Consider the following 22,490-nt stretch of genomic DNA (forward strand, 5'->3'; position numbering starts at 1 on the left):
CGGACGCGTGTCCGGCGGCCGCGCTTTTCAAGGAGAATTCCATGAGACGCATCCTCCTGGGCAGCGACGGCTCACAGCAGGCACGCCACGTTGAAGACCACGTGATCTCCCTGGCCCACGACGGCGGCGGCAGCGTCATTGCCGTGCATGTTGTGGAGAAAGACCTCATGCATTATGGATTGATAGACCAGCTCGCCACCCAGGGCGACAAGGAAGGCTTCATGCGGTACGTGCGCGAACTGGGTGAACGCGAATGCCTGGAACGGCTCGGCGGCTTTCGCGAGCGCGCCCGCCAGCGGGGCGTGGAAGCCCAGCTCATGGTCCGCTGGGGCGATCCTCTAGGGGAGATACTGGCTGCCGCCACGGAAAGCGGCGTGGACGAGGTGTTTTTGCCTTCGCGCGGTTGGGGAAAGGATTTCACGAATGCGCGTCTTGCGGAAAGCTTGAACAGGAAAAGCCCCAGCAAGATCACGGTTCTTCCAGCCAATTAACGTCGATTCATGGCCGGGGCCGATGCCGCGGGCCGGAGCTGTCCATGGGGCACACGTTCGCCAAGCTGCTCGCCGTCCTGCACATCCTTCTCGCCCTGTGCGCGGCGGCCCCGAACGCCCGGGCGGACGAACCCGCCACCGGACGCATCTACAAGTTCGGCGTCATCACGCTGAACCATCCATTGGTCATCTACCAGCAGTACCAGCCCTTTCTCGACTATCTTTCCGAGCGCCAGCCCTGGCGCTTCGAGCTGGTGCTGGAGCAGCGCTACTCGGCCATTGTGGACCGCCTTCAGGCCGGCACCCTGGACATCGCGTTGCTTGCCGGGCGCACCTTCCTGCAGGCCCGCGAGCGCACGCCCCTTGAGCCCATATGCGCCGTGACCGGCGTGGACGGCACCCCCACCATCCGAAGCCTCATCGTGGTGCGCGAGGACCGCGCCGACATCCGCACCGTGGGCGACCTGGCCGGAAAGCGCTTCGCCTTCGGTTCGCCGGACTCCACCGCGAGCTATCTCATCCCGCTTGATTATATGAAGCAGCAGGGCGTTGGCCTTGAGAATTTTTCGCGCTGGGACAACCTGGGCACCCACGACGCCGTGGCCCGGGCCGTGCTCCGGGGCGAGTACGACGCCGGGGCCGTGGGCGAACCCATGGCCATGCGCTATCTGGGGTCGGGCCTTCGCATGCTGGCGGCCACGCCGCCGTTTCCGGGCTTCATAATCGTGGCCCGGCCGACGTGCCCCAACCCGTTCGGGAGGCCTTAAGAAAAACCCTGCTGGCCATCGACCCCGCATCGCCCGAGGTGGCCGCCCGTTCCACCGGATGGAGCGAGGTGCTGCGCCACGGGTTCGTTCCGGTGGACGCCTCGGTGTACGAGGCCTTCCGCGCCATGGAGACCCGCATGGGCCTGCCGGCCCCGGGCCAGCGCAGGGCGGAGGACAAGCCGTGAAGATGGGCATGCAGGCCAAGTTCATCCTGTTCGCGGTGCCCTGCATAGCGGTGTTCATCGGCGTCATAAGCTTCGTGACCATACAGCGCGAGGAGGACCTCCTCCTGCGCGACGCCACCCAGCAGGGGCTGGACATCGCCCGCATCTCGTCGGTTTTGTTCACCAACGCCAGCATCTACGAAAGCCTGGGCATGGTGGACTCCACCGGCATGACCGACTATCTGGACTATTTCGTGGCCGACGTGATGCGCCTGGATGCGCGCATCGTCTCCTTCATGGTGTTGGACACCGAAGGGCGCGTGGTGGCCCACAACAACCTGCGCGAATACGGCAAGGTCCTGACCGACGAAGCCACCGTGGCCGCCCTTAAAGCCACGGAACCTCTCGTAACCCGCAAGGACAGCGCGGACCTGGGGCCCTATCTGGACATCGCGGTTCCCCTGGCCATCGGCTCGAAGCGCTGGGGAGCCTGCCGCATCGGCTATTCGCTTTCCGTCATGTACCAGGGCTTGCGCACGCTTCGCTCGGAGGTTCTGGGCATTAGCGCGGCCATGCTTCTGGTGGCCCTGGCCCTGGTGTGGTACGCGGGCAGGCATTTCTCCAGGCCCCTGACGGCGCTTACCCGGACGATGAACGACATCACCGCTCGCGGCGACCTCACCGCGCCCATACGCGAGCTTCCCCCGCGCGAGGACGAAATAGGCGCCCTGCAGGCCAGCTTCCTGTGGATGGTCGCGCGCCTGCGCGACGCGGAGCGCGAACGCCTGCGCAGCATTGAGGGCATGCACAGGGCCGAGAAGCTGGCCACCATAGGCCAGCTAGCCTCGGGGGTGGCCCATGAGATCAACAACCCCCTGGGCGGGGTGATCCTGTGCTTTCGCAACCTCACCGCGGGCGGCATGGACGAAGAGGCCAGGCGCCAGCACGAGAAGGTGATCGACGACGGCCTGGAGAAGATCCGCCGCATTGTGGGCGAGCTCATGCACTATGCCCGTCCCTCGCCCCTGGCCGTGAGCCGGACGCGCGTAGAGGACCTGTTCGCCAGCGCCCGGTCGCTTACGGAGTTCACCCTGCAGCGAAAGGGAGTGGCCCTCGTGACCCATGTGGCCCCGGACGTGGCGCCGCTTCTTGTCGACCCGGACAAGATGGGGCAGGTGATCCTGAACCTGGTGCTCAATGGCGCCGACGCCATGCCTGCGGGAGGGACGCTCACCCTGGACGCCCGAATGGACACCCGGATGGATGGCCAAATGGATGGCCAAATGGGTGGCAAGGATGTGCTCATCACCGTGTCCGACACGGGGCCGGGCGTGGCTGCCGAGCACCGCGAGCGCATCTTCGATCCCTTCTTCACCACCAAGCCCTCGGGCAGCGGCACGGGGCTCGGCCTGGCCGTTTCCGCGGCCATTGTATCCAGGCATGGCGGCACGCTCTCGCTTCTTTCCAAGGACCAGCCGGAACCGGACGCGGCCGGGCAAGAGGGCTCCGCCAAGCCCGCACCAGGACCCGGCGCAACTTTCGTTATCCGCCTGCCTCTTTCAAGGGACATACCATGACCAAGAACTCGGTACTTCTCGTCGAAGACGAACTCTCCATGCTCCTTGGCATGCAGCACGCCCTGTCCCAGGCGGGGTACGAAGTGGCCACGGCCGGTGATGCCGAAACAGCCCAGCAGTTGTTGCGGCAACGTCCCTTCGACCTGGTCATCACGGACCTCAGGCTCCCGGGAAAGAGCGGCATGGAGCTTCTGGAGGGCATAAGCGAGCTCTATCCCGGCACCGGGGTCATACTCATCACCGCCTTTCCCGAGGTGGAGCTTGCCGTGCAGGCCATCAAGGCCGGAGCCTTCGACTTTCTGTGCAAGCCCTTCCCGCGCGACGGACTGCTCATAGCCGTTGAGCGCTATTTCCGGTTTCTGGACCTCAAGCGCGAAAACGCCAGGCTTCGCGGCGAGCGCGACGACGGAGAGTTCATCGGCGAGAGCCCGGTGATGCTCAAGGTGTTCGAGCGCATCCGGGCCATCGCCGGGTCCTGCGTGCCGGTTCTGGTGCTTGGGCCCAGCGGTTCGGGCAAGGAGCTGGTGGCCGGGGCCCTGCACCGCCTGAGCAAGCGGCGCGACAAGCCGTTTATCAAGATAAACTGCGCGGCCCTTCCGGAGCATCTGTTGGAGAGCGAGCTCTTCGGGCACGAGAAGGGCGCCTTCACCGGTGCGCAGCAGGCCCGCAAGGGCAAGTTCGAGGCAGCCGACGGGGGCACGCTCTTTTTCGACGAGGCGGGCGAGATGCCCCTGGCGGTGCAGGCCAAGCTCCTACGCGTGCTGGAGGACCAGGAGGTTACGCCGGTGGGGGGCAACATGCCCCGCAAGGTGGATGTGCGCACCGTGTTCGCCACGGCCCGCGACCTCGAGGAGGCCATAGAGGCGGGAACCTTCCGCGAGGACCTGTACTACCGCATAAACGTGGTGCCAGTGACCCTGCCCCCCTTGCGCGAGCGCGGCAGCGACGTGGCCCTTCTGGCGGAGCGCTTCCTGCGGCGCTTCTGCGCCCAGCACGACAGGCAGGTAACGTTCTCCGAGCAGGCCCGCAGCGCCCTTCTAGCCTACGACTACCCGGGCAACGTGCGCGAGCTGCGAAACGCCATCGAGCGCGCCGTCATCTTGTGCACCGAGGACAAGATCCACGTGGGCCACCTGCCCAAGCGCATCCGCGAGGTCACGGAAACCAGCCAGGATCATCAACCTGCCCAGCCCGGGTTCGTCCATCTGGCCGACGGCGTGGCCCAGTTCGAGAAGAAGCGCATTTTGGAGGCGCTGGAAAAAACGGGAGGGAAAAGAATTCAGGCGGCCGAGCTTCTGGGCATCACCCGCAAGCAGCTGTGGCTGAAGCTCAAGGAATTGGACATCAAGCTGTAGGAGCGGAGGAGGGCGCATGGCGGTGGCGCCTCTCTGGTTCTCTGGTCAGGCCCGAACTCCCGGCACGCCGCGAAGTGGTGCGATTCCCACCCACACCCGCGCTCTCCCCAGCAGAAAAGGCGGTTTCAAACACAGGGGCAACGGCCTTGTCCTCATTTTTGCCCCGGAATACGGCACGAACCGGGCATTTTTCCAACCAGGCGAAGTGGACCGGAAACCAGTCTGCTCCCACACGCCCGGGCGAGCCCGCGAATGAGCCCGGTAAACAAGATGTGGTGGGGAATGAACAGGGCGTACCAGTAGACAAGTCCGGACAGGCCGCGAGGCTGAAAGCGATTACGGAGTGTGACCCGGCTGCATCCGCCAGTTTCAGGTTCCAGGGCGATCTCCAGAGCGCCTTCGCCAGGAGATTTCATCATCGATAAAAGGGTCAACTTGTTCGGTGGCGAGTTCTCCCAAACCCGGAAGCAATCCAGGTAATCCCCTTTCACCAGGTGTTCCGGGTCGCGCCTTCCCGCACCCAGGCCCGCTCCTCCGCACAAACGGTCCATGCCGGCGCGAATCTTCCAGAGAAAGTTCGCAAAATACCACCCACGCTCGCCTCCGATGGATTCCAGAAAAGGCCAGACTGTTTCCGGCGGTGCATTAAGCACTGCCTGGAAGCACATTTCGTGAACCGTTCCCCCGGCATAGGGAACGTCTCCGCATACCACCCACTCAGGAGGCTGGACCAAGCCCGCGTCTGCCCAACAGCTGGGGACGAGACGATCCTTGAGCTCCCGCCGGGCCGCCATGAAGGTTTCACGGCAGCTTTGCAGCGGCACAGGGATGATCTGGCGGATGCGGCTTTCACGGCAGACCACCTCGTTTTTGAGTCCCTCAATCAGGGGTCTCGCTACAGAAGGCGGTACGGGGGTGACGAGGCCGATCCATAACCCAGACAGCCAGGGGGAGAGAAAGGGCACCGGGATGATGAGACGTTTTCCGAGCCCAGCCACCTGGGCGTAAAGCTGGAACAGGTCCGCATAGGTGAGAATGTCTGGCCCGCCTATGTCGTAGGTTTGTCCTGCGGTCTCCGGGTGCTCCAGGCAACCGGCCAGGTAGTCGAGCACGTTGCGGATTGAGATCGGCTGGCAACGGGTGTGCACCCAGCGTGGAGTTATCATTACCGGCAGGTGCTCCACCAGGGAGCGAAGCAGTTCGTACGAGGCGCTGCCCGCTCCCAGGATGGCCGCCGCGCGCAGGTACGTGACCGGCACCGGGCTTGAGGACAGGGCCTTGGCTGTATCCATTCGTGAACGAAGATGATGGGACAGGTCGGCATTTTCGTCGCCAAGGCCGCCCAGGTAGATGATGCGCGAGACGCCCGCTTCCGCGCAAGCCCTTGCGAAAGTGCGGGCGGAATTAAGATCTGCCGAAGCGAAATCTTTGCCAGCCGATCCCATGGAGTGGACCAAATAGTACGCCGCATGGCAACCTTCCAGGGCTGCGCGGAGGCTTTGATAGTCGCGGACGTCGGCCTGGACCAGCTCACAGGATGGATGGGAAGCAAAGGGCCGGCAAGCCAGCTTGTCGAGCGAGCGGGCTCCAGCCCTTACGCGCCACCCTCTTTCCAACAGCAACGGAACGAGCCTTCCGCCAACATAGCCGGTGGCCCCTGTCACAAAGAGTGTGCCCGCATCATCTGTCGTGGTCATCATGGCATCCATCCGGGGTTGTTGGTGGAATATTCCATATATGTAGTCATGGCGGCTGAAAGGAGTCCAGGGTTTTCAGTGATAACTCTTGGCTCCTTTGCGAAACGTGCAGCAGCCGAGACGGCTTGACAAGGCTCAAGCCGGGATTATCCCAGAGTTTGCTGAAAAGGTTGTCCGTTTCAACCTCGAACCCAATTCTGGTTCAGCCTCTATGAGCTTTACTTTTTCTGGGCGCTAAGCCAACTCTTTCGCGCATGCACGAAGTCACCCTAGCATCTCATGCTCTTAGCTAAGACAACCCCCAATTCAATATGAAGAAGAATCACCAAGGTGATGTTTCATTCGTTACGAAAAGCGCCGGGCAGTTCGTACGCCTGCTCCGATTAAAATGGCTTACGCTTTTGCGTATAAAGAAAACTCCTCATGAAATAGCTCTTGGTTTTGCATTCGGTGTCTTCTTTGGCTTTATTCCAATAATTCCGTTCCAGTCCATCTGGGCCATAGGTTTATGTTGGATATTCGTAGGGAGCAAATTGGCCGCTTTCGCAGGGGCCTGGGTATCCAACCCGGTAACTGTTACTCCACTGTTCACAGCGTTCTATTTTGTTGGCAAGCTTGTTTTACCAGAACTCGATCTGGATTCTCCCCCTTCCATCCTCCATTCGGATTGGCTTGACTGGGATTTCTTCCTGGACACCGGGTGGAAGCTTGCCTTGATTCTCAACACTGGTGGAATAGTGTTAGGGGTTCCAGCCGCCTTACTCTCGTACTTCCTCGCTCATTTTTTTGTGAAAAAATATCAGGGCCGCAAGGGCGGCAGCCCAAGCACGGGGTATGGACAACCCCCAAGCCAGGATTATTAGATGACTGCAGGTGAAAATGCCCGTTGAAACCTCGAACCCAATTCAGGGTGAGCAAGAAGGAGAAGGTGACTCGATTATCCGACCAGACTATTGCCACACTTGAACTCACACTCGACTGGCAGTGCCTAGAAGCTGCCCATCGTGAACGTTTCCTCGCCCGTAAGGTCAACCCCTGGCGTGACATCTTCCCGCCTGGGCTGCAGGATGCCCTGACCGGCCTTGAGGCGGGCCAGTCTGCCAAGATGGATTACGCTCCTGGCCAGGCCATCTCGGATTACGATCCATCTCTTGTCTATCATTTGCCCGAAAGTGCGTTTTCCATCTCATCGCTCAACGGATGAGGGATTGTGCCCAGGGACGGCCGGTACTACCCTCGCGGGTTGTTTGCCGGGCTGCCCGGAGTATTTCCCCAGGATACACGCCCCGCTCGTGTCCTCCAAGCCGGGCCGGACGGTTTGGTGGTTGACCTGAACCATCCCTTGGCCGGGAGGGCGACCAGCCTGACGGCCCGCGTCGATTCCGTAACCCCCAAAAGGTCTGACACAGGCGGCAGGCTTTCCCATTGGCTGGAAGAGATGGCTGATTTTGGCCCAGGGATGCAGGCGAGACGATGCGTGGGAGTGCCCACGGATTTCAGCGGTCCTGAAGGTCCGGCGCGCTTGGACGAGACGGACGATGCCCTTTTCTACTCGAAGGCCCGCCTGATTGGCCATGTGGATTCCCAGGCATCGATAAACCTTTGCGACATATACTCAAAGAGGCTTCAACCCGGAGACAAGGTTCTGGATCTCATGTCCAGCATGCAGTCCCACCTGGGTTCCGAGCCAGACCTGATGGTAACCGGCCTCGGAATGAACGCCGAGGAACTCGAGGCCAACCCTGTCCTCGCCCGGCGTACGGTCCGGGATGTGAATGCCAGCCCCTCTCTGCCATATTCGGACGGCGAATTCGACGCGGTGGTCTCGAGCCTGTCGATTGAGTACTTGATTGACCCCAGAGCCGTGGTGCATGAATGCGCTCGGGTTCTGCGATCCGGCGGGCGGTTCATGGTCGGGTTTTCAAACCGATGGTTCCCTACCAAGGCCAACTTTCTGTGGCTCGATTTGCACGAGTATGAAAGAGTTGGTCTGGTGCTTGATTATCTTCTGGAGAGTGGCTGTTTCAAGGAATTGTGGACGGAAAGTGTCCGCAACTGGTGGCGGCCGGCCGACGATCCTCACGTGCGGCAGACCTGGATCAGCGATCCGGTCTATGTGGTTGGGGGGACGAGAGTATAGAACTGCATCCCGGCTCTGGCCGCAGGGCAAGTTGCATCCAGATATATGTTTCAGACCGATCTCTTTGACATGGAGACCACAATGGTTATGATTTCGTCTATTTCTGCAGGTGGATGCACATGATGGAAAACAGCAGTTCAAAATCTCTCCAGGATAAAACGGACGATCACCTGATGAACGTACTTGTTAAATTGCTACGCTATGCAGTGCGCATTTTGGCAGTACTTATGGTCCTGGTGATCTGGTGGGGCGTTGCAGATGTAGTCTACGTTCTATACTCTCGTATTTCATCGCATCCTCATTATTTGCTTGAGATCAGCGATATTTTTGCTACGTTCGGTGCGTTCATGGCCGTGCTGATTGCAATAGAAATTTTCGTAAATATTACAAGTTACTTACGAGAAAACGTCATTCACGTTAAAGTGGTTCTGGCGACAGCTTTCATGGCTGTTGCCCGAAAGGTCATTGTGCTGGATTATAACAATGTCAGTTCAGACTATGTTTTTGCTACCGCTGCACTGGTACTCGCGCTGGCTGTGGCCTATTGGCTGGCCGTGGTCAAAAACACCTCGGGTGAAAGCCCTGGGGAACTCTAATCGTGGTCTATCCGTAAAATGAGTAGTACCTGGTCCCCGGATGCTGCCCCTTGCTGGCTTGGGTGCAATGAGGGAGGGTGTCGGAGCAGCAAAGGCGAAAAGACGGCGGGTATCTGAAGCATGGTCGCCCAGGCGAATGGAAATTCCGATGACCAAATCCTTCAAGAGGTTCTTGGCAATGTCCATGTTGTCAGTTTTGTTCGCCGCATGCACGTCGGGCCGTCCAGACCTCCCGGCCGAGGGGGAGGGCACATTCGCGGCCTGCCCCGAATCTCCGAACTGCGTATCGAGCCAGGCAACAGACGAACGCCACCACATCGCTCCGCTGGGCTTCAAGGGCGATCCCCAGGAATCATTCGACAAGCTCAAGAAGTTGCTCGCCGGGCGAAAGGACACAAAAATCATAACCGAAAGCCCGACCCGCATCGTGGCTGAATTCCATACGCTTCTTTTCGTGGATGACGGCCTGTTCCTGCTGGACCCGAAAGGGCAGGCCATCCATGTGCGCTCCGCCTCCCGCATAGGGTATTGGGACTTGGGCAAGAACCGCACGCGGATCGAACAAATCCGCAAAGAATTCTATGAGGCTGACAAGACGTAGCCCATGCCGTGGAAACGTTGGGATGCCTTTAATCCGACCGACCACTGCCGGTGAATGCGCGCATGGTGTGCAAAGCATGTGTCCCCATTGCGGGAGAGCTGCTCTTTCACGTCCATCGCGACATTGACATGGCTCACCTAGCAAGTGCGAATTGGGCGGGGCCAGGGCACTCTTTCGTCCCTCACTCCTCCCGGGTCGACTCGCCCAGGATCTCCCGGGTCCATTTCATGGCTTCAATGTAGAGAAGGCTTGTTTCCCAGGGGTTCAGCCGCTTTTCCTTTATCATCTGGCTTATCCTGTCCCAGTTGGCCTGCTCGAAGTTCTCCACCAGTTCCAGCCAGAAGCGGGCCTTGTCGTCCCGGCCCAAGAGGGCGTCCTTCACATCGTCGCCAAGGGGCAGCCCCCCCAGCACGTCTTCCATGGGGATGCCCAGAAGCACGTCCAGCATGGAGAAGATGCCCATGAAGAACATGGACTCCGAGGGCATGTTCACGTGCTTGTCCGACTCGCTCAGAAGTTCCAGGAACCTGGCCCGCTGCACCGAGGTGAGGGCCGCGGCCTGGGCGTTGCCCATGGCGTCCATGTCCGAGAGGATGATGACCCGAAGCCAGCGCACGATCTGCTTCTGGCCCAAAATCATGATGGCCTGCACCAAAGACTCCACCTTCTTGGCCTGGCCGAAGTAGGCGGAGTTCACGTACCGGAGCAGCCGGTAGCTTATGGACACGTCGTGGGAGATGGTCTTGGCCAGTTCCTTGAAATCGAAGTCCTCCTTGCCGATCTCCTGCATGAGCTTGAGTTTGGAGGTCTCGTTGGAACTGATCTTCTTGCCGGGGATTATCTCGGGCTTTTTGAAGAAGAAGCCCTGGAAGTAGTCGAAGCCGAGCTTTCTGGTAAGCTCGAAGATCTTGCGGTTCTCGATCTTCTCGGCCAGGAGCTTACAGCCGTAGGGCTTTAAGGTGTTGAAGATCCGTATGACTTCCTGGGGCGTCTGGCCCAGGATGTCCACCTTCACGATGTCCGCCAGGGCTATGAGCTCCTCGTAGCCGGGCTGGCCCACGAAGTCGTCCAGGGCCAGCTTGAACCCGGCTTTTTTAAGTTCCTGGCAGGCCCCGATGACCTCTGGGCTCGGCTCCACGGTCTCTAAAATCTCGATGATGCACTTGTCCGAGGGCAGGGTGTGGGCCGCGCCGCTTAAAAGCATGTGCTGCGGGAAGTTTATGAGCACGCACTTGCCCTTTTCGATGCCGGGCGCGGCCAGGAAGAACCCGTCGCACAGCACCTGGGAGGTGGCCACGTCCTCGTCCACGAAGGTGGCCTCCCCGGCCTTGCCCGAGCCGCGAAAGAGAAGCTCGAAGCCCCAGATCTGGCCCTTACGGTCAAATATGGGCTGCTTGGCCACGAAGATGGGGGAGCCTGAAGGCTCCGCGCTGACGACGGTTTCGGTCTGGCTCATGTCATGCGTTTTGTTTCACGTTATCCCCGAACAACTGGTTGTTTTTGAAAACCTTACACGTATTCCTAGCACTCCAGGCGGACCGGGGCAACGGGGATGCCCGTTCCGTGGTTCCGTTCGCAGAGGGGCCCGAAGTGTACAGGCGGCAGTAAAACCAACGTCAATTCGTGTGTTTTCACGCGCGTAAGCTCCGTAACCGCGTCAATCCCCTTTGGTCTGCTTTTTTAAGGGGGTAGCCTGCCTCTGGTTAAGTTGCGCCCGCGCTGTTGACATATGATTTTTAAATTAGTAGCACGACTTTCCGGTAACACGAAATTCAAAAAAAGGTACACACCTGGCAGATAATGCTTAATAGACTGTAATTTCACAATTTAACCATTAAATTCGTTCAAGGAAGTGCCATGAAAACCTGTCTCGCGTTCGTGCTGGCCGCCGTCATCCTTGCCGCTCAACCTCAAAGTGTTCGGGCACAGGACGCGAAGGGGGAACAGAAACAGGAAGTGGCCCTGGACGAGGTCAAGGTGGTCGCTCCGCCAATCATCGAGGGCAACCAGGTGGACCGATACGCCGGACAGACCACCACGGTCACCAAAGAACAGATTTCGGACATGAACGCCCCGGATATGACCTCTGCCTTAAGGCGCACGCCCGGGGTCAACATATCCCGGTACAACGTCATCGGGTCCTACGGCGGGGCGGAAGGCGGCGGCGTTTTCGTGCGGGGCATGGGCACCAGCAGGCCCGGTTCCGAACTGGCCACCCAGATCGACGGCGCTCCCGCCTACATGGGGCTGTGGAATCACCCTCTTGTCGATTTTTTGAGCGTCGACCCCGCCTACAACATCCGCGTGTTCAAGAGCGCCCAGCCCATGAGCGCGTTCAACAACGCCTTCGCCGCCCTGGACGTCACCCCAAAGCGCATGGAGAAAGAGGGCTTCTTCACCAAGGGCACCGGACAGTACGGAAGCTTCAACACCTGGATGCAGACGGCGGAACACGGGGGGAAATCCGGCAATTTCGATTACTACGTGGGCCAGAGCTTCCGCAGCTCCGACGGCCACAGGCCGAACTCCGACGGCAGGCTCACAGCCTACTACGCTCTGGCCGGGTACAAGCTTTCCGACAATCTGGAAGTGACGGGCACCGTGCTGCACACCGACAACCAGGCCAATGATCCAGGCCCCGAGGGACAACCGTCAAGCCGCAGCGGCCTGTACACCACCCAGTTCACGCACGGGGTGGTCACCCTGGCGGACAACTTCGACTGGGGCAAAGGGCACCTGAAGCTCTACGCCAACTCGGGCACAGGCTATTGGTACAACCAGTCGGGAACCGCCAACGACACGCTCTCCGACTCGGTTCTCTACGGCGGCAGGTTCCGCCAGACGTTGAACCTCTGGAAGGGCGGGGAAATCCTGGCTGGCGCCGACCTGGATTTCATGAGCGGCCATGCCATTTTCACCAACGACCTCACCATCGGCACTGTGAGGCTTGGCGGGCTGGCCGTGCCGGTGATCACCAACAATCCCCAGGCGGAATTCGCCTGGCGCACTTGGAGAGTGTTCACCCCGTACCTGGGCGTTTCGCAGAAGTTCGGCGAGGGCGACAAGGAAAAGAACAAGGACGACTGGTACGTCATCCCTTCAGGGGGCGTCCGGCTCTACACCCACAGCGAATTTCCCTCGGAGTGGTCGCCCCAGGCCGGAGTGATTCTCGGCTGGAAGGGCTTAGAACTCCACGGGAACTACTCCCGTGGCGTAAGCTATCCCGGACTCAACGTGGCAGTCTTTTCGGCCAACGTCATTTCAACTCTCGGCCAGCGCTGGCGCGACCTCAGGGCCGAAGTCACGGACCATTTCGAGGCCGGAGCCTCCTACAGCTACGATGACAAGGCCAAGCTGGACGTGACGTTCTACTCGGACCACGGGTCGAACAAGTACGTGATGTATCCGGCCACGGGAGCTCCGCAAGGCTTCGCCAACATCGCCAAGTTCGACATCCAAGGCGTGGAATCCACCCTGACCGTCACCCCGCTCAAGAACCTGTCTTTGTTCGCTGGAATGAATTACCTGAACGTGGACCCCAAATCCCTGCCGTATTCCCCCAAGTGGACCCTCTCCTTCGGGGGCAACTACCTCTTCCTGGACCATTTCAAATTGTCCGCCGACGCCCAGTATGTCGACCAGCAGTACGTGTTGTCCCAGGCCAGGCGCATCAATGCCTACAACACCAGCAAGGTGGACGCCTTCTGGCTCTTGAACGCCAAGTTCTCCTATCTGTTCAGCTTCGAGGCATGGAAAAAAACCGATGCTGAAGTGTTCGTGGCGGTCAACAACATCACCAACACCTTCTACAAGTACCGTCCCGGCTATCCCATGCCGCCCACGTCGGTCATGACCGGCCTGTCTGTCAGTTTCTAACGAATGAGCCCGGGTGGATAAGTCCGGATACGCCATCCGGAATCCTTCCCGGCCTGGGAGTCGGCATGGAGCGCAAAACGGAAGTGAATGCGGGGTTCGACCGCTGGAGCGTGTTCGAGAAAGCCCGGAAAGCAAACCGCATGCACCACGCGCAGGCTTACCAGACCCTCCAGCACACGCTCGCAGAAACGTTCTCAATGCCGCCCCGCATCCTGGACCTGGGATGCGGCGACGCGGGCGACATGGCCGGCGTGCTCCGCTTCCAGCCCGTTCAATCCTACACCGGGGTGGACAACGACCCGGACGTGCTTTCGCGCGCGGAGATGGCTTTCAAGGAGCTTTCCGTGCCCGCGCGCCTTATTCTTGGCGGATACGAGGACGCGCTCCGCAGTGGACCCGGCAGTTACGACGTGATCTGGCTGGGGCTTTTCCTCCATCACCTCCCCGGTGCGAAGAAGCGGGAGTTCTTTCAAGAGGCCCACAGGTTGATCCGCTCCGGCGGGGTGCTGCTGGTCCACGATCCGGTGCTTAAGCAGGGCGAGACCCGCCAGGAGTACATCGCGCGCATCGAAAGCGCCTGCCGGGCGGGGTGGCCGGAACTGACGGCCGCCGAGAAGGACATGATGACCAGGCACTGGAGCCTGCACGGCCGCCAGGAAAGCCTTTCCGCGCTCGAATCCATGGCCCTGGCGGGTGGATTTGGCTGCATGGAGGTTCTCTGGAACGACCCGTGCCAATTCTATGCGGTGATGGCCTTTTGGAATTGAAGGAGAATTGCATGAGCGATCCCAGGTCAGCATTTTTCGACGAACGCGCCGCCGGGTGGGAGTCCCTGTGTTATCCGGACAAGGTCCGTGCCCGGCTGTGGCCCCTTGTGCAATCCTTGGGACTCCCCTGGGGCGGCACTGTCCTGGACATGGGCTCGGGCCCGGGGACGCTTCTGCACTATGAAAGGCGGGCCATAGGGCCTGAAGGCACCCTTTTTTCCTTCGACGTATCCTTCGAGATGATGCGCCAGGCCATGGCCAAGGACCCGGGCGGGGCCATGTGCCGCATGCAGGCAACGGCCATGCTCCTGCCGCTCAAGGACGCCTCCTTCGACGCCCTGGTCTGCTTCGCCGCCTTCCCCCATTTCTCCGACAAGCCGGCGGCCATGGCCGAAATGGCCAGGGTGTCCAAAAGGGGTGGGAAGCTTTTCATAGCCCACCTGCTCAGCCGGGCGGAACTCATGAGCCACCACAAGACGCATCCGGCCGTTGCCGATGACCACCTGCCGGACACGCCCGCGATGCGGCGGCTTTTCATGGAGGCGGGCTTCGAAGACCCGGTCATAATCGATGAGCCGGGGCGGTATCTGGCCACGGCCCGCAAACCCTAGCGGGGAAAAGCATGACTTCTCTCGTCAGATTTGGCGTTCTTTTGCTTTGCCTGGCCGCCGGGCCCGCCCTGGCCGATGCCCCGGTGCCGGTCATGGCCGGGACCACGCTGGTGGAGGACATCCTCACCGGCCTTGGCGGGAAGGATGTGGCCGTGAAGACGGTCATCCCGGGGGCGGCCTGCCCGGGCCATTACGACGTAAAGACCTCGGACGTGGCCTTTCTCGCCAGGGCGAGCGTCATTCTCCTGCATGACTGGCAGGAACGCATGCCCGCCCTGGTCTCCATCATCGATGCCGTGCCGGGCGCGAAACAAAAGGTCCGCGTGCTCAAGGCCAAGGGCAACTGGATGGTGCCCGAAAGGCAGGCCGAGGCAGCCATGGAAATAGCGGAGGTTCTGCAAGAACTGGCTCCGGGCCGGGCCGGACGGTACGCTGAGGCGGTCCGCGGACGCCTCGCCTCGATTCAGGCCGTGGCGGAAAGAGAGAAGGAGCGGATACGGTCCGCCGGTCTTGCGGGGGCTCCGGTCATCTGCGACGTGATGCAGCGCCCGTTGGTGGAGTTCTTGGGGTTTAGGGTGGTCGCGGACTATGGCCGGTTCGAGGAGATGGGGCCGGAGGCCCTGGGCAGAACCATCACGGCCGCGAAATTGTCCGGCGCGAAACTCGTTCTCGACAATCTCCAATCCACCGGGGCCGCCGGGAAGTCCCTGGCTGAGGACATCGGCGCGGGGCACGCCACGCTGACCAATTTCCCCGGCGGCTTCCCAGGCGCGGACACCTGGGAGGACGCTGTGAGCCGCAATGTGGACCTTATCTTGGCGGCGGGGAAATGACCGCCACCGGCTGGCACACACAGGCCGAGCCGGTGGCCAGGCTTGAAAACGTGCGGATTTTCCGGCGCGGGCGTCTGACCCTGAGTGTTGATGCGCTCGACCTGCAACCGGGGGAGTGCCTGGGAATCATCGGGCCAAACGGGGCCGGCAAAAGTACGCTGCTGTCCGCCTTGTCCGGTTTTCTGATGGCGGACGCTGGTACTATCACCCTGTTCGGCCAGCGTGTCAGCAATGCAAACGCCACGCGGCTGAGAAAACGCGTGGCCACGGTTTCGCAGTTGTCCGCGGTGGACCCCAGGCTTCCCATCACCGTGCATGAATCGGTCATGACGGGCGGTTTCGGAAAGCTTGGCCTGTGGCGCAGGCCGGGTAGGGCGCTGGCAGACAAGGCGGCCCGGATGATGGAACTGACCGGCATCGGGCATCTGGCCGGGCGCCCCCTCGGGCTTATTTCCGGCGGAGAGCGCCAGAGGACGGCCATTGCCAGGGCGCTTACCCAGGAGCCGGACATCCTGCTTCTTGATGAACCCACCTCGGCCCTGGACTGGAAGGCCCAGCGGGAAATCCTGGCCCTCATCCGGGACATCCATGCGGAAATCAAGCTCTGTGTGGCTCTTGTCACCCACGATCTGAACGCGCTGCCAGGCATGTGTACCCGCGTGGTCCAAATGCAAGGCGGTTCCATCTGCTGGTCCGGACCCGCCGCCGAAGCGCTCGACCCGGCCCGCCTGACCGGTCTGTATGGAACGCCGTTTCAGGTGATCTCACATGCCGGAACGTCCGTTGTTCTTTTTTGAGGCCGCAATGGAAGGATACATTTTCGAACACGCCTTCATGCGCAACGCGCTCCTGGCCGGGATTTTCGCCGGAATATCCTGCGGCCTGGTAGGCGTGTTCGCGGTGCTCATGCGCTTGACCTTCATAGGGGTGTGCCTGGCCCACGCGGCTTTCGCCGGGGGGCTGGCATCGCTGCTGTTGGGAGCCGACCCGCTCTTTGGGGCGCTTGTTCTGAGCATTGGGGCGGCGGCCGTTATTGGCCCTCTTGCCGACAAGGGAGACGTGTCGCCGGATACGGCAGTGGGCGTCGTGTTCACGGCCATGCTCGGGGTTGCCATCTTGTGCCTGGGGATCATGCCCGGGTCAAAAACGGCCGGACTGAACCTCTTGTGGGGCTCGCTTCTTACCGCTGGCAAGCGCGACGTCCTGCTGCTGGGAGGAGTGGCCACCGCCGTTCTGCTGGGGATAATTGTCTTCTACAAGGAGATACTGGCGGTGGCCTGCCACAGGCAGGTGGCGGCCTGCGTGGGCATTCCCGCCACGGCGGTGTTTTATGCCATCCTCTTCGCCACCGGAATGACGGTTACCGCCTGTTTGCCGAGCGTGGGAGGCCTTTTGGTGTACAGCCTGATTATAAACCCGGCTGCGGCGGCCTACCAGCTCACCTACAGGCTGCCCACCATGTTTGTGCTGGCGGCGCTTCTGGGCATGGCCAGCTCCATCTCCGGGCTTCTTCTGGCCTGGCATACGGATGTGCCAGCCGGTGCCGCCATTGTGGTCTGCTCCAGTCTTTATTTTCTTGCCTGCGCTCTCTTTTCGCCGAAGAAACGCCTGCCCCGGGAGTGAGTCATGCGCCCTGCGGAACTCTTCGAGCATTCCTGGGAGAACCCAGGCCCCAGAAGGGCGGAAAAGCTGCTGCTGGGCGCCGGTGTGTCCGTGGTTGTGCATTGCGCTGCGATTCTCATCGGGTTGGCGGTCTTAAATATCTCCGGACACGAGGGCGGCGTGGCCGCGGGCCGTGGCGGGGAGGCCGGGCCGGGATTCATGGTTGTCGATCTGGGTACTCTGCCCGGGCTGGCCTCCTTGCAGGGTGGGACGGGACACGCGGGAATCGATGGTCCCGTCCGGACGGATAAGAATGCGCCCACGGAAACGGACAAGAAGGTCAGACGCGCCTCACCGGACGCAAACGGCAAGGCCGCCGTCACGAAAACCTCTGAGCAACCGGCCATCCTTCATGAGAAGAGCGCTCCCCCGGACAGGAAACAGCCGCCTCCCCGGGCGAACGAGACCCAGAGCGCGGCCTCTGGCGAGAATGCGGTCCCGGGAAAGCAAGACGGCGCCTCTTCCGGTGCTGAAGCGTCCGGACGCCCGGAAGGGGGTGGGCAATCCGGTCCGGGGCAGGGGAATGGCGCACAGGCTGCCGGATCAGGCCAGATTGGCCAGGGGGGCGCTGGAACAGGTTCAGGATCGGGTGAGGGAGGAGTGCTCTCCCTGGTTGATGTTGAAAACAAACCGCGTCTCATAAAGCATGTGGAACCGGACTACCCCGAGGGTGCGAGGAAAAGGGCGATTTCAGGCAAAGTGGTGGCGCGCTTCATAGTGGACGAGGCAGGCATGGTTCACAACCCCGTGGTATCCTCCTCCGATCCGCCGGGAATCTTCGAGGTCTGCGTGCTGGAAGCCGTGAAGCGCTGGAAGTTCGAGCCCGGAAGGCATCGGGGCCAACCCGTCAGAGTCTTGGTGTCGGTCCCTGTGCGGTTCGACATCGCCAAACGGTAGAAGCGGTACTTGAGCTCCTGAGGGGTGGGGCGGTTTGCTTCAGCGTGCCCGCACGGCAAGTTGCAGGCTGAAGCCCGGGCAACCTACCTGAAGAGTTCCTGGAAATGCAGCCGGCACTGCTTGTTGGTGAGGGTGTCGACGATGTCGAAGCGCTTGTTGTCCTCAGCCATCAGGTCGATGTCCTTCTGCTTGCAGTAGGCGTTGTCGGCATCAAGAATGACGCGCACGCGCGGCCTGAGCAGGTTGTCCGAGTTCTGCTGGGTGACGAAGGCCTTCTGCCCTGAGCGAAGAACCACGATGGAGCCGATGGGGTAGATGCCGAACATGCTTACGGCCTTGTCCACCAGTTCCGGGCTGAAGGATTTGCCCCGGAGGTTGTAGATGACGCACAGGGCTTTGTGCGAGCTTATGCCCTCGCGGTAGTACCTGTCGGAACGCAGCGCGTCGTACGTATCCAATATGCTGACAATGGACGCGAATTCGTCGATCTCCGCCCCGGCCAGGCCTTGGGGATAGCCGCTGCCGTCGTAGTTCTCGTGGTGGGCGTACACCACGCTGACCACTTCCTGGGGCACGTTGCCTTTTTTCAAAAGGATATCCCGGCCGTATACCGGGTGCTTCTTCACCTCGGCATACTCCGCGCTGGTGAGCCTGCCGGGCTTCTGCAAGATCTTGTCTGAAACGAGCACCTTGCCCACATCGTGCAACAGGCCTGCCGTGCCGAGCCGCTTCTGAATCTCCTGCGAATACCCCAATCTCCTGCCGGCCAGGGTGGCAAGCAAAGCCACGTTCAGGGAATGCGAATAGTTGTAGGGATCATTCTGGCGCATCCGGGAAACGAGAGCCAGCGGGATGACCATTTCGGTCTCGGTCTCGCTTATGGTCTGGGCCAGCATGCCCCAGGCCTCGGTGTCTATGTTTTTGGAGGCTTCCAGATCCTTGTAGAGAACTTTGCACTGGGCCACGAGCTTTGTGTACTGGGCGTCGGCCTTTTTGATGTGGCCCACCATGTCTTGTAACGCCGGGGTGTCGGTGTCGTTCTCCGAAGGCGATGCCAGCGGTCCGAACACGGATTCGAACAGCTCTTTCTCCTTGGGATGCTTACGGAAGTAGGTTCCCGCTTCGGTTTCCACATAGGCTTCGGAATACTGCTCGGCCAGCAAGGCGGCTATTGCGTTCTGGTCCTTAAGAACCCCCTCCTGCAGGTAGATGTGGGGGTTGCCATCTTGAGACAGGCCGGGATTGGTGGTGTACATTCCGGGTTTGAGCTGCGTGGTGGCACATTTAACGATCATGTTCGGTTCTTCTCCCAGGTATCGCCAGGTACGAAACGCCAAAGCCCTTCACCGCACGGCTTGGCGAGTGCGTCATCCTTTCGGAAATGCGTCCTTTTTGCGACGCTCTGGCTGTTTGACCACGCGATAAGGCTGACAAACTTTTGAACTCTATTATGAGTTCTTGAGGAGAGTAAAGTAGGGCATCAAGAATTTTCATTGGAGAAGGCAGTCCGGTCCCGGGCCGTTTTCCTTCTGGACTGGGGCGGGGTGAGGGTTTAACGCCAAGACGGCAGAAGAGAGACCATCACTGACGCCAAGGATGCCACGATGAGCGATTACATGTTTGTGGAGTGTACGTACGTGCGGCATGCTGACAAGGTTCTGGAAATCCTGAACGAGGCCATCTTAAACTCCACCGCTTTGTACGACTACGAGCCAAGGCCGCCGCAGAGCATGGTGGGATGGTTCGATGCCAAGCGGACCGGCGGTTTCCCGGTGATCGGCGCTGAAGACGAGTCCGGCGCGCTTTTGGGGTTCGCGAGCTACGGCACGTTTCGGGCTTGGCCCGCCTACAAGTACACGGTGGAGCACAGCGTGTACGTGCACCAGGGCCATCGCGGCCGGGGGGTCGGCCGGGCTTTGATGCTGAAGCTGATCCAGGCGGCCCGTAGTAGCGATGTGCATGCCATGATCGGCGGGATAGACGCCACGAACGCCGGGAGCATCGCGCTGCACGAGAAGGTTGGGTTCAGGCACGCGGGTACGCTTCCCCAGGTGGGCTTCAAGTTCGGCCGCTGGCTCGACCTGGCCTTCTATCAGCTCCTTCTGGACACGCCGGAAAATCCTGCCGACGGTTAACCCCCCTAAGATGCTCACGGATCTCCTCTCGGACCAGCCGGTGCAGGCAGGGAAGTAAGCCCGGGGAGGAACCTTTTCGGTCGGTATCGCAGTCTCTGGACTTGGAACATCCATCCGGATTATCAGGCGTATAAAGCACTTGGGCGGCCTCTTTGAATGGTCGCGCCGTGGGCGCTTATGGTGTCCGGATACGTAAAAACCCGCCTGGAGGTTGGAATGCTCTCTTTCAAGGCCGTTTTGCGAAGTGTCGGTTTCCTTGCGCTCTTTACCGGGGGCGTCTGCCTGGCCGCGCCGCCCTGCCCAGAAGGTTCCACCTGCACCACGGCGCCCAAGCCCGCCTCCCAGGCAACCAAGGCCGCCAACGAGAAGCTCAAGGCGCTGCTCGACTTCGGCGACATGCGCGACTTCGAGGAAGCCTCCCGCGGCTTCATCGCCCCATTGCCGAACGACGGGGTCATAAAGAACAGCTCCGGCCAGACCGCCTGGGACTTGCGGCCCTACGCCTTCATCGAGCGCACGGAAATCGCGCCGGACACGGTCAACCCCAGCCTGTGGCGCCAGTGCCGCCTGGTGATGAAGGGCGGGCTCTTCAAGGTTACGGACGGCCTCTACCAGGTGCGCAATGCCGACGTCTCCAACCTGACCATCTACGAGGGCAAGACCGGCATCATCCTGGCCGACCCCCTGGTCTCGGCAGAGACGGCCAAGGCCGCCCTGGAGCTCTACTACGCCCACAGGCCCCGCAAGCCCGTGGTGGCTGTGTTGTATTCGCACAGCCACACCGACCACTACGGCGGCGTGCGCGGCGTGGTGGATGAAAACGACGTCAAGGCGGGCAAGGTCAAGATCATCGCGCCGGTGGGCTTCATGGAGGCCGCCGTGGCCGAGAACGTGCTGGCTGGCACGGCCATGGGCAGGCGGGCCATGTACATGTACGGCAACCTGCTGGAGCCCTCCCCGGTGGGCCAGGTGGGCTCGGGCCTGGGGCTTACGCTGTCTTCGGGCACCATCACCCTCATCGCGCCAACGGATTTGATCACCCGCACCGGCCAGGTCATGAACATCGACGGCCTGGACTTCGAGTTCATGATGGCCCCGGACACCGAGGCCCCGGCCGAGATGCACTGGTATGTGCCCAAAATGAAAGCCGTAACCGCGGCCGAGAACTGCTGCCACACCATGCACAACATCTACACCCTGCGCGGGGCCAAGATCCGCGATCCGCTCTCCTGGTCGAAGTATCTGGACCAGACCCTGGCCCTGTGGGGCGACAAGGCCGAAATAATGTACGGCATGCACAACTGGCCCGTGTGGGGAGGTGACAGAGTGCGCGAGGTGCTAAGCCTCGGCCGGGACGGCTACCGCTTCATAAACGACCAGACCCTGCGCATGGCCAACCACGGCATGCGCCCCGACGAGATAGCCGAGGCCATCGCCTTCCCGCAGTCCCTGGAGCGCCATTGGGCCATGCGCGGCTACTACGGAACGCTCCGGCACAACGTGAAAGGCACGTATGTGAAGTACCTGGGCTGGTTCGACGGCAACCCGGCCAACTTGAACGTCCTGCCCCCGGTGGACGCCGCCAAGCGCTACGTGGAGTACATGGGCGGCGCGGACAAGATACTGAAGAAGGCCAAGAGCGACTTCGAAAAGGGCGAATACCGCTGGGTGGCCGAGGTGATGAACAAGGTGGTGTTCGCGGAACCAGGCAACAAGGCCGCCCGGGAGCTGGCCGCCGACGCCCTGGAGCAGATGGGCTACCAGGCAGAATCCGGCCCGTGGCGCAACTTCTATCTTACCGGCGCCAAGGAGCTGCGCGAGGGCATGAAGCCCCTGACCGGCGGCAAGAGCGCCAGCGTGGACATCCTGCGCGGGCTCTCGCCGGACCAGATCTTCGACGCCCTGGCCGTGCGCCTGAATGCGGAGAAGGCCGAGGGTAAGCGTTTGGCCATCAATTTCATCTTCCCCGACCTCAAGGAGAAGTTCTCGCTCAGCCTGGAGAACTGCGCCCTGTCGCACCGGGCGAACGCCCAGGCCCCGGACCCGGACGCCACCGTGACCCTGCCCAGGGAGGTGTTTCTGGGCGTGCTCCTGGGCAAGACCACGCTCGCCAAGGAGATGGAGGCGGGCCGCGCCTCCGTGCAGGGCAAGATCGGCGCCCTGGCCGAGCTTCTGGCCATGGGCGACGCCGTGAACCCCTGGTTCGCCATAGTCACGCCCTGATGGGGCGTGCGCAGCAAATATGAACAAGGCAGCCACAGCGGCGTTTCCCGCCCTGTGGCTGCCTTGCCGTAGGCCCTTTGGCATCGCCGCCAACCAAG

The 22,490-nt window shown here is 61.2% G+C and carries 20 protein-coding genes and 1 pseudogene; 18 read left to right on the forward strand and 3 right to left on the reverse strand.

All coding sequences use genetic code 11. The features are described from left to right. Positions 1-41: 41 nt before the first annotated feature. From HY795_06335 to HY795_06350, 4 genes and pseudogenes are all read left to right on the forward strand, one after another. The gene (locus tag HY795_06335) at positions 42-491 is read left to right on the forward strand and encodes a universal stress protein (protein ID MBI4804835.1); all 450 of its coding nucleotides are present in this window, start codon (positions 42-44) and stop codon (positions 489-491) included. Between the two features lie 44 nt (positions 492-535). Continuing rightward, positions 536-1,443, forward strand: a pseudogene (gene phnD, locus HY795_06340) (phosphate/phosphite/phosphonate ABC transporter substrate-binding protein). Between the two features lie 2 nt (positions 1,444-1,445). Further along, on the forward strand, positions 1,446-2,999 hold the full coding sequence (locus HY795_06345; protein MBI4804836.1) for a HAMP domain-containing protein: 1,554 nt from the start codon (positions 1,446-1,448) through the stop codon (positions 2,997-2,999). Continuing rightward, the gene (locus tag HY795_06350; protein ID MBI4804837.1) at positions 2,996-4,354 is read left to right on the forward strand and encodes a sigma-54-dependent Fis family transcriptional regulator; all 1,359 of its coding nucleotides are present in this window, start codon (positions 2,996-2,998) and stop codon (positions 4,352-4,354) included. Before HY795_06345 ends, HY795_06350 begins: the two co-directional genes overlap by 4 nt. Positions 4,355-4,506: 152 nt before the next feature. On the opposite strand, the gene HY795_06355 is transcribed toward HY795_06350, so the two are convergent. Next, positions 4,507-6,051: a DUF2867 domain-containing protein gene (locus HY795_06355; GenBank protein ID MBI4804838.1), complete on the reverse strand. Its 1,545-nt coding sequence runs from the start codon at positions 6,049-6,051 to the stop codon at positions 4,507-4,509. 311 nt (positions 6,052-6,362) lie between these two features. Here HY795_06355 and HY795_06360 point away from each other — a divergent pair, with 311 nt between their 5' ends. From HY795_06360 to HY795_06380, 5 genes are all read left to right on the forward strand, one after another. Beyond that, complete coding sequence (locus HY795_06360) at positions 6,363-6,914, forward strand: DUF2062 domain-containing protein (protein MBI4804839.1); 552 nt, start codon at positions 6,363-6,365, stop codon at positions 6,912-6,914. Between the two features lie 65 nt (positions 6,915-6,979). Then, positions 6,980-7,255 (forward strand): hypothetical protein, encoded by a 276-nt coding sequence (locus tag HY795_06365; protein MBI4804840.1) that lies wholly within the window; start codon positions 6,980-6,982, stop codon positions 7,253-7,255. 6 nt (positions 7,256-7,261) lie between these two features. Continuing rightward, positions 7,262-8,191, forward strand: coding sequence for a methyltransferase domain-containing protein (locus HY795_06370; GenBank protein MBI4804841.1), 930 nt, complete (start codon positions 7,262-7,264; stop codon positions 8,189-8,191). Between the two features lie 119 nt (positions 8,192-8,310). Continuing rightward, a complete protein-coding gene (locus HY795_06375) occupies positions 8,311-8,787 on the forward strand; it encodes a phosphate-starvation-inducible PsiE family protein (GenBank protein ID MBI4804842.1) in 477 nt (158 codons plus the stop codon). Positions 8,788-8,971: 184 nt separating this feature from the next. Further along, the gene (locus tag HY795_06380; protein ID MBI4804843.1) at positions 8,972-9,388 is read left to right on the forward strand and encodes a DUF1499 domain-containing protein; all 417 of its coding nucleotides are present in this window, start codon (positions 8,972-8,974) and stop codon (positions 9,386-9,388) included. Between the two features lie 181 nt (positions 9,389-9,569). Here HY795_06380 and HY795_06385 read toward each other — a convergent pair whose 3' ends face one another. Continuing rightward, positions 9,570-10,844 carry an HDOD domain-containing protein gene (locus tag HY795_06385; GenBank protein ID MBI4804844.1) on the reverse strand — a complete coding sequence of 425 codons (1,275 nt, stop codon included), beginning with the start codon at positions 10,842-10,844 and terminating at the stop codon, positions 9,570-9,572. A gap of 401 nt (positions 10,845-11,245) precedes the next feature. Here HY795_06385 and HY795_06390 point away from each other — a divergent pair, with 401 nt between their 5' ends. The 7 genes from HY795_06390 to HY795_06420 all read left to right on the forward strand — a co-directional run bounded on the left by HY795_06390 (position 11,246) and on the right by HY795_06420 (position 18,034). Continuing rightward, on the forward strand, positions 11,246-13,264 hold the full coding sequence (locus HY795_06390; protein MBI4804845.1) for a TonB-dependent receptor plug domain-containing protein: 2,019 nt from the start codon (positions 11,246-11,248) through the stop codon (positions 13,262-13,264). Between the two features lie 65 nt (positions 13,265-13,329). Continuing rightward, positions 13,330-14,031, forward strand: a complete 702-nt coding sequence (locus tag HY795_06395; protein MBI4804846.1) for a class I SAM-dependent methyltransferase — start codon at positions 13,330-13,332, stop codon at positions 14,029-14,031. 11 nt (positions 14,032-14,042) lie between these two features. Further along, positions 14,043-14,642, forward strand: a complete 600-nt coding sequence (locus HY795_06400; GenBank protein MBI4804847.1) for a class I SAM-dependent methyltransferase — start codon at positions 14,043-14,045, stop codon at positions 14,640-14,642. A gap of 11 nt (positions 14,643-14,653) precedes the next feature. Then, the gene (locus HY795_06405) at positions 14,654-15,475 is read left to right on the forward strand and encodes a zinc ABC transporter substrate-binding protein (GenBank protein ID MBI4804848.1); all 822 of its coding nucleotides are present in this window, start codon (positions 14,654-14,656) and stop codon (positions 15,473-15,475) included. Continuing rightward, on the forward strand, positions 15,472-16,272 hold the full coding sequence (locus HY795_06410; GenBank protein ID MBI4804849.1) for an ABC transporter ATP-binding protein: 801 nt from the start codon (positions 15,472-15,474) through the stop codon (positions 16,270-16,272). The genes HY795_06405 and HY795_06410 overlap by 4 nt, the downstream gene beginning before the upstream one ends. 7 nt (positions 16,273-16,279) lie before the next feature. Then, positions 16,280-17,098, forward strand: a complete 819-nt coding sequence (locus tag HY795_06415) for a metal ABC transporter permease (GenBank protein ID MBI4804850.1) — start codon at positions 16,280-16,282, stop codon at positions 17,096-17,098. Positions 17,099-17,101: 3 nt separating this feature from the next. Next, positions 17,102-18,034, forward strand: a complete 933-nt coding sequence (locus tag HY795_06420; protein ID MBI4804851.1) for an energy transducer TonB — start codon at positions 17,102-17,104, stop codon at positions 18,032-18,034. An 83-nt stretch (positions 18,035-18,117) separates the two neighbouring features. Here the strand turns inward: HY795_06420 and HY795_06425 are convergent, their stop codons facing one another. Continuing rightward, positions 18,118-19,329, reverse strand: coding sequence for an HD-GYP domain-containing protein (locus HY795_06425; GenBank protein ID MBI4804852.1), 1,212 nt, complete (start codon positions 19,327-19,329; stop codon positions 18,118-18,120). 309 nt (positions 19,330-19,638) lie between these two features. Between HY795_06425 and HY795_06430 the strand changes: the two genes are divergently transcribed. After that, a complete protein-coding gene (locus HY795_06430; protein MBI4804853.1) occupies positions 19,639-20,169 on the forward strand; it encodes an N-acetyltransferase in 531 nt (176 codons plus the stop codon). A gap of 216 nt (positions 20,170-20,385) precedes the next feature. Next, positions 20,386-22,392: an MBL fold metallo-hydrolase gene (locus tag HY795_06435; GenBank protein MBI4804854.1), complete on the forward strand. Its 2,007-nt coding sequence runs from the start codon at positions 20,386-20,388 to the stop codon at positions 22,390-22,392. Positions 22,393-22,490 lie beyond the last annotated feature (98 nt).

It is taken from the genome of Desulfovibrio sp., assembly GCA_016208105.1.
Taxonomy (GTDB): Bacteria; Desulfobacterota; Desulfovibrionia; order Desulfovibrionales; family Desulfovibrionaceae; genus Fundidesulfovibrio.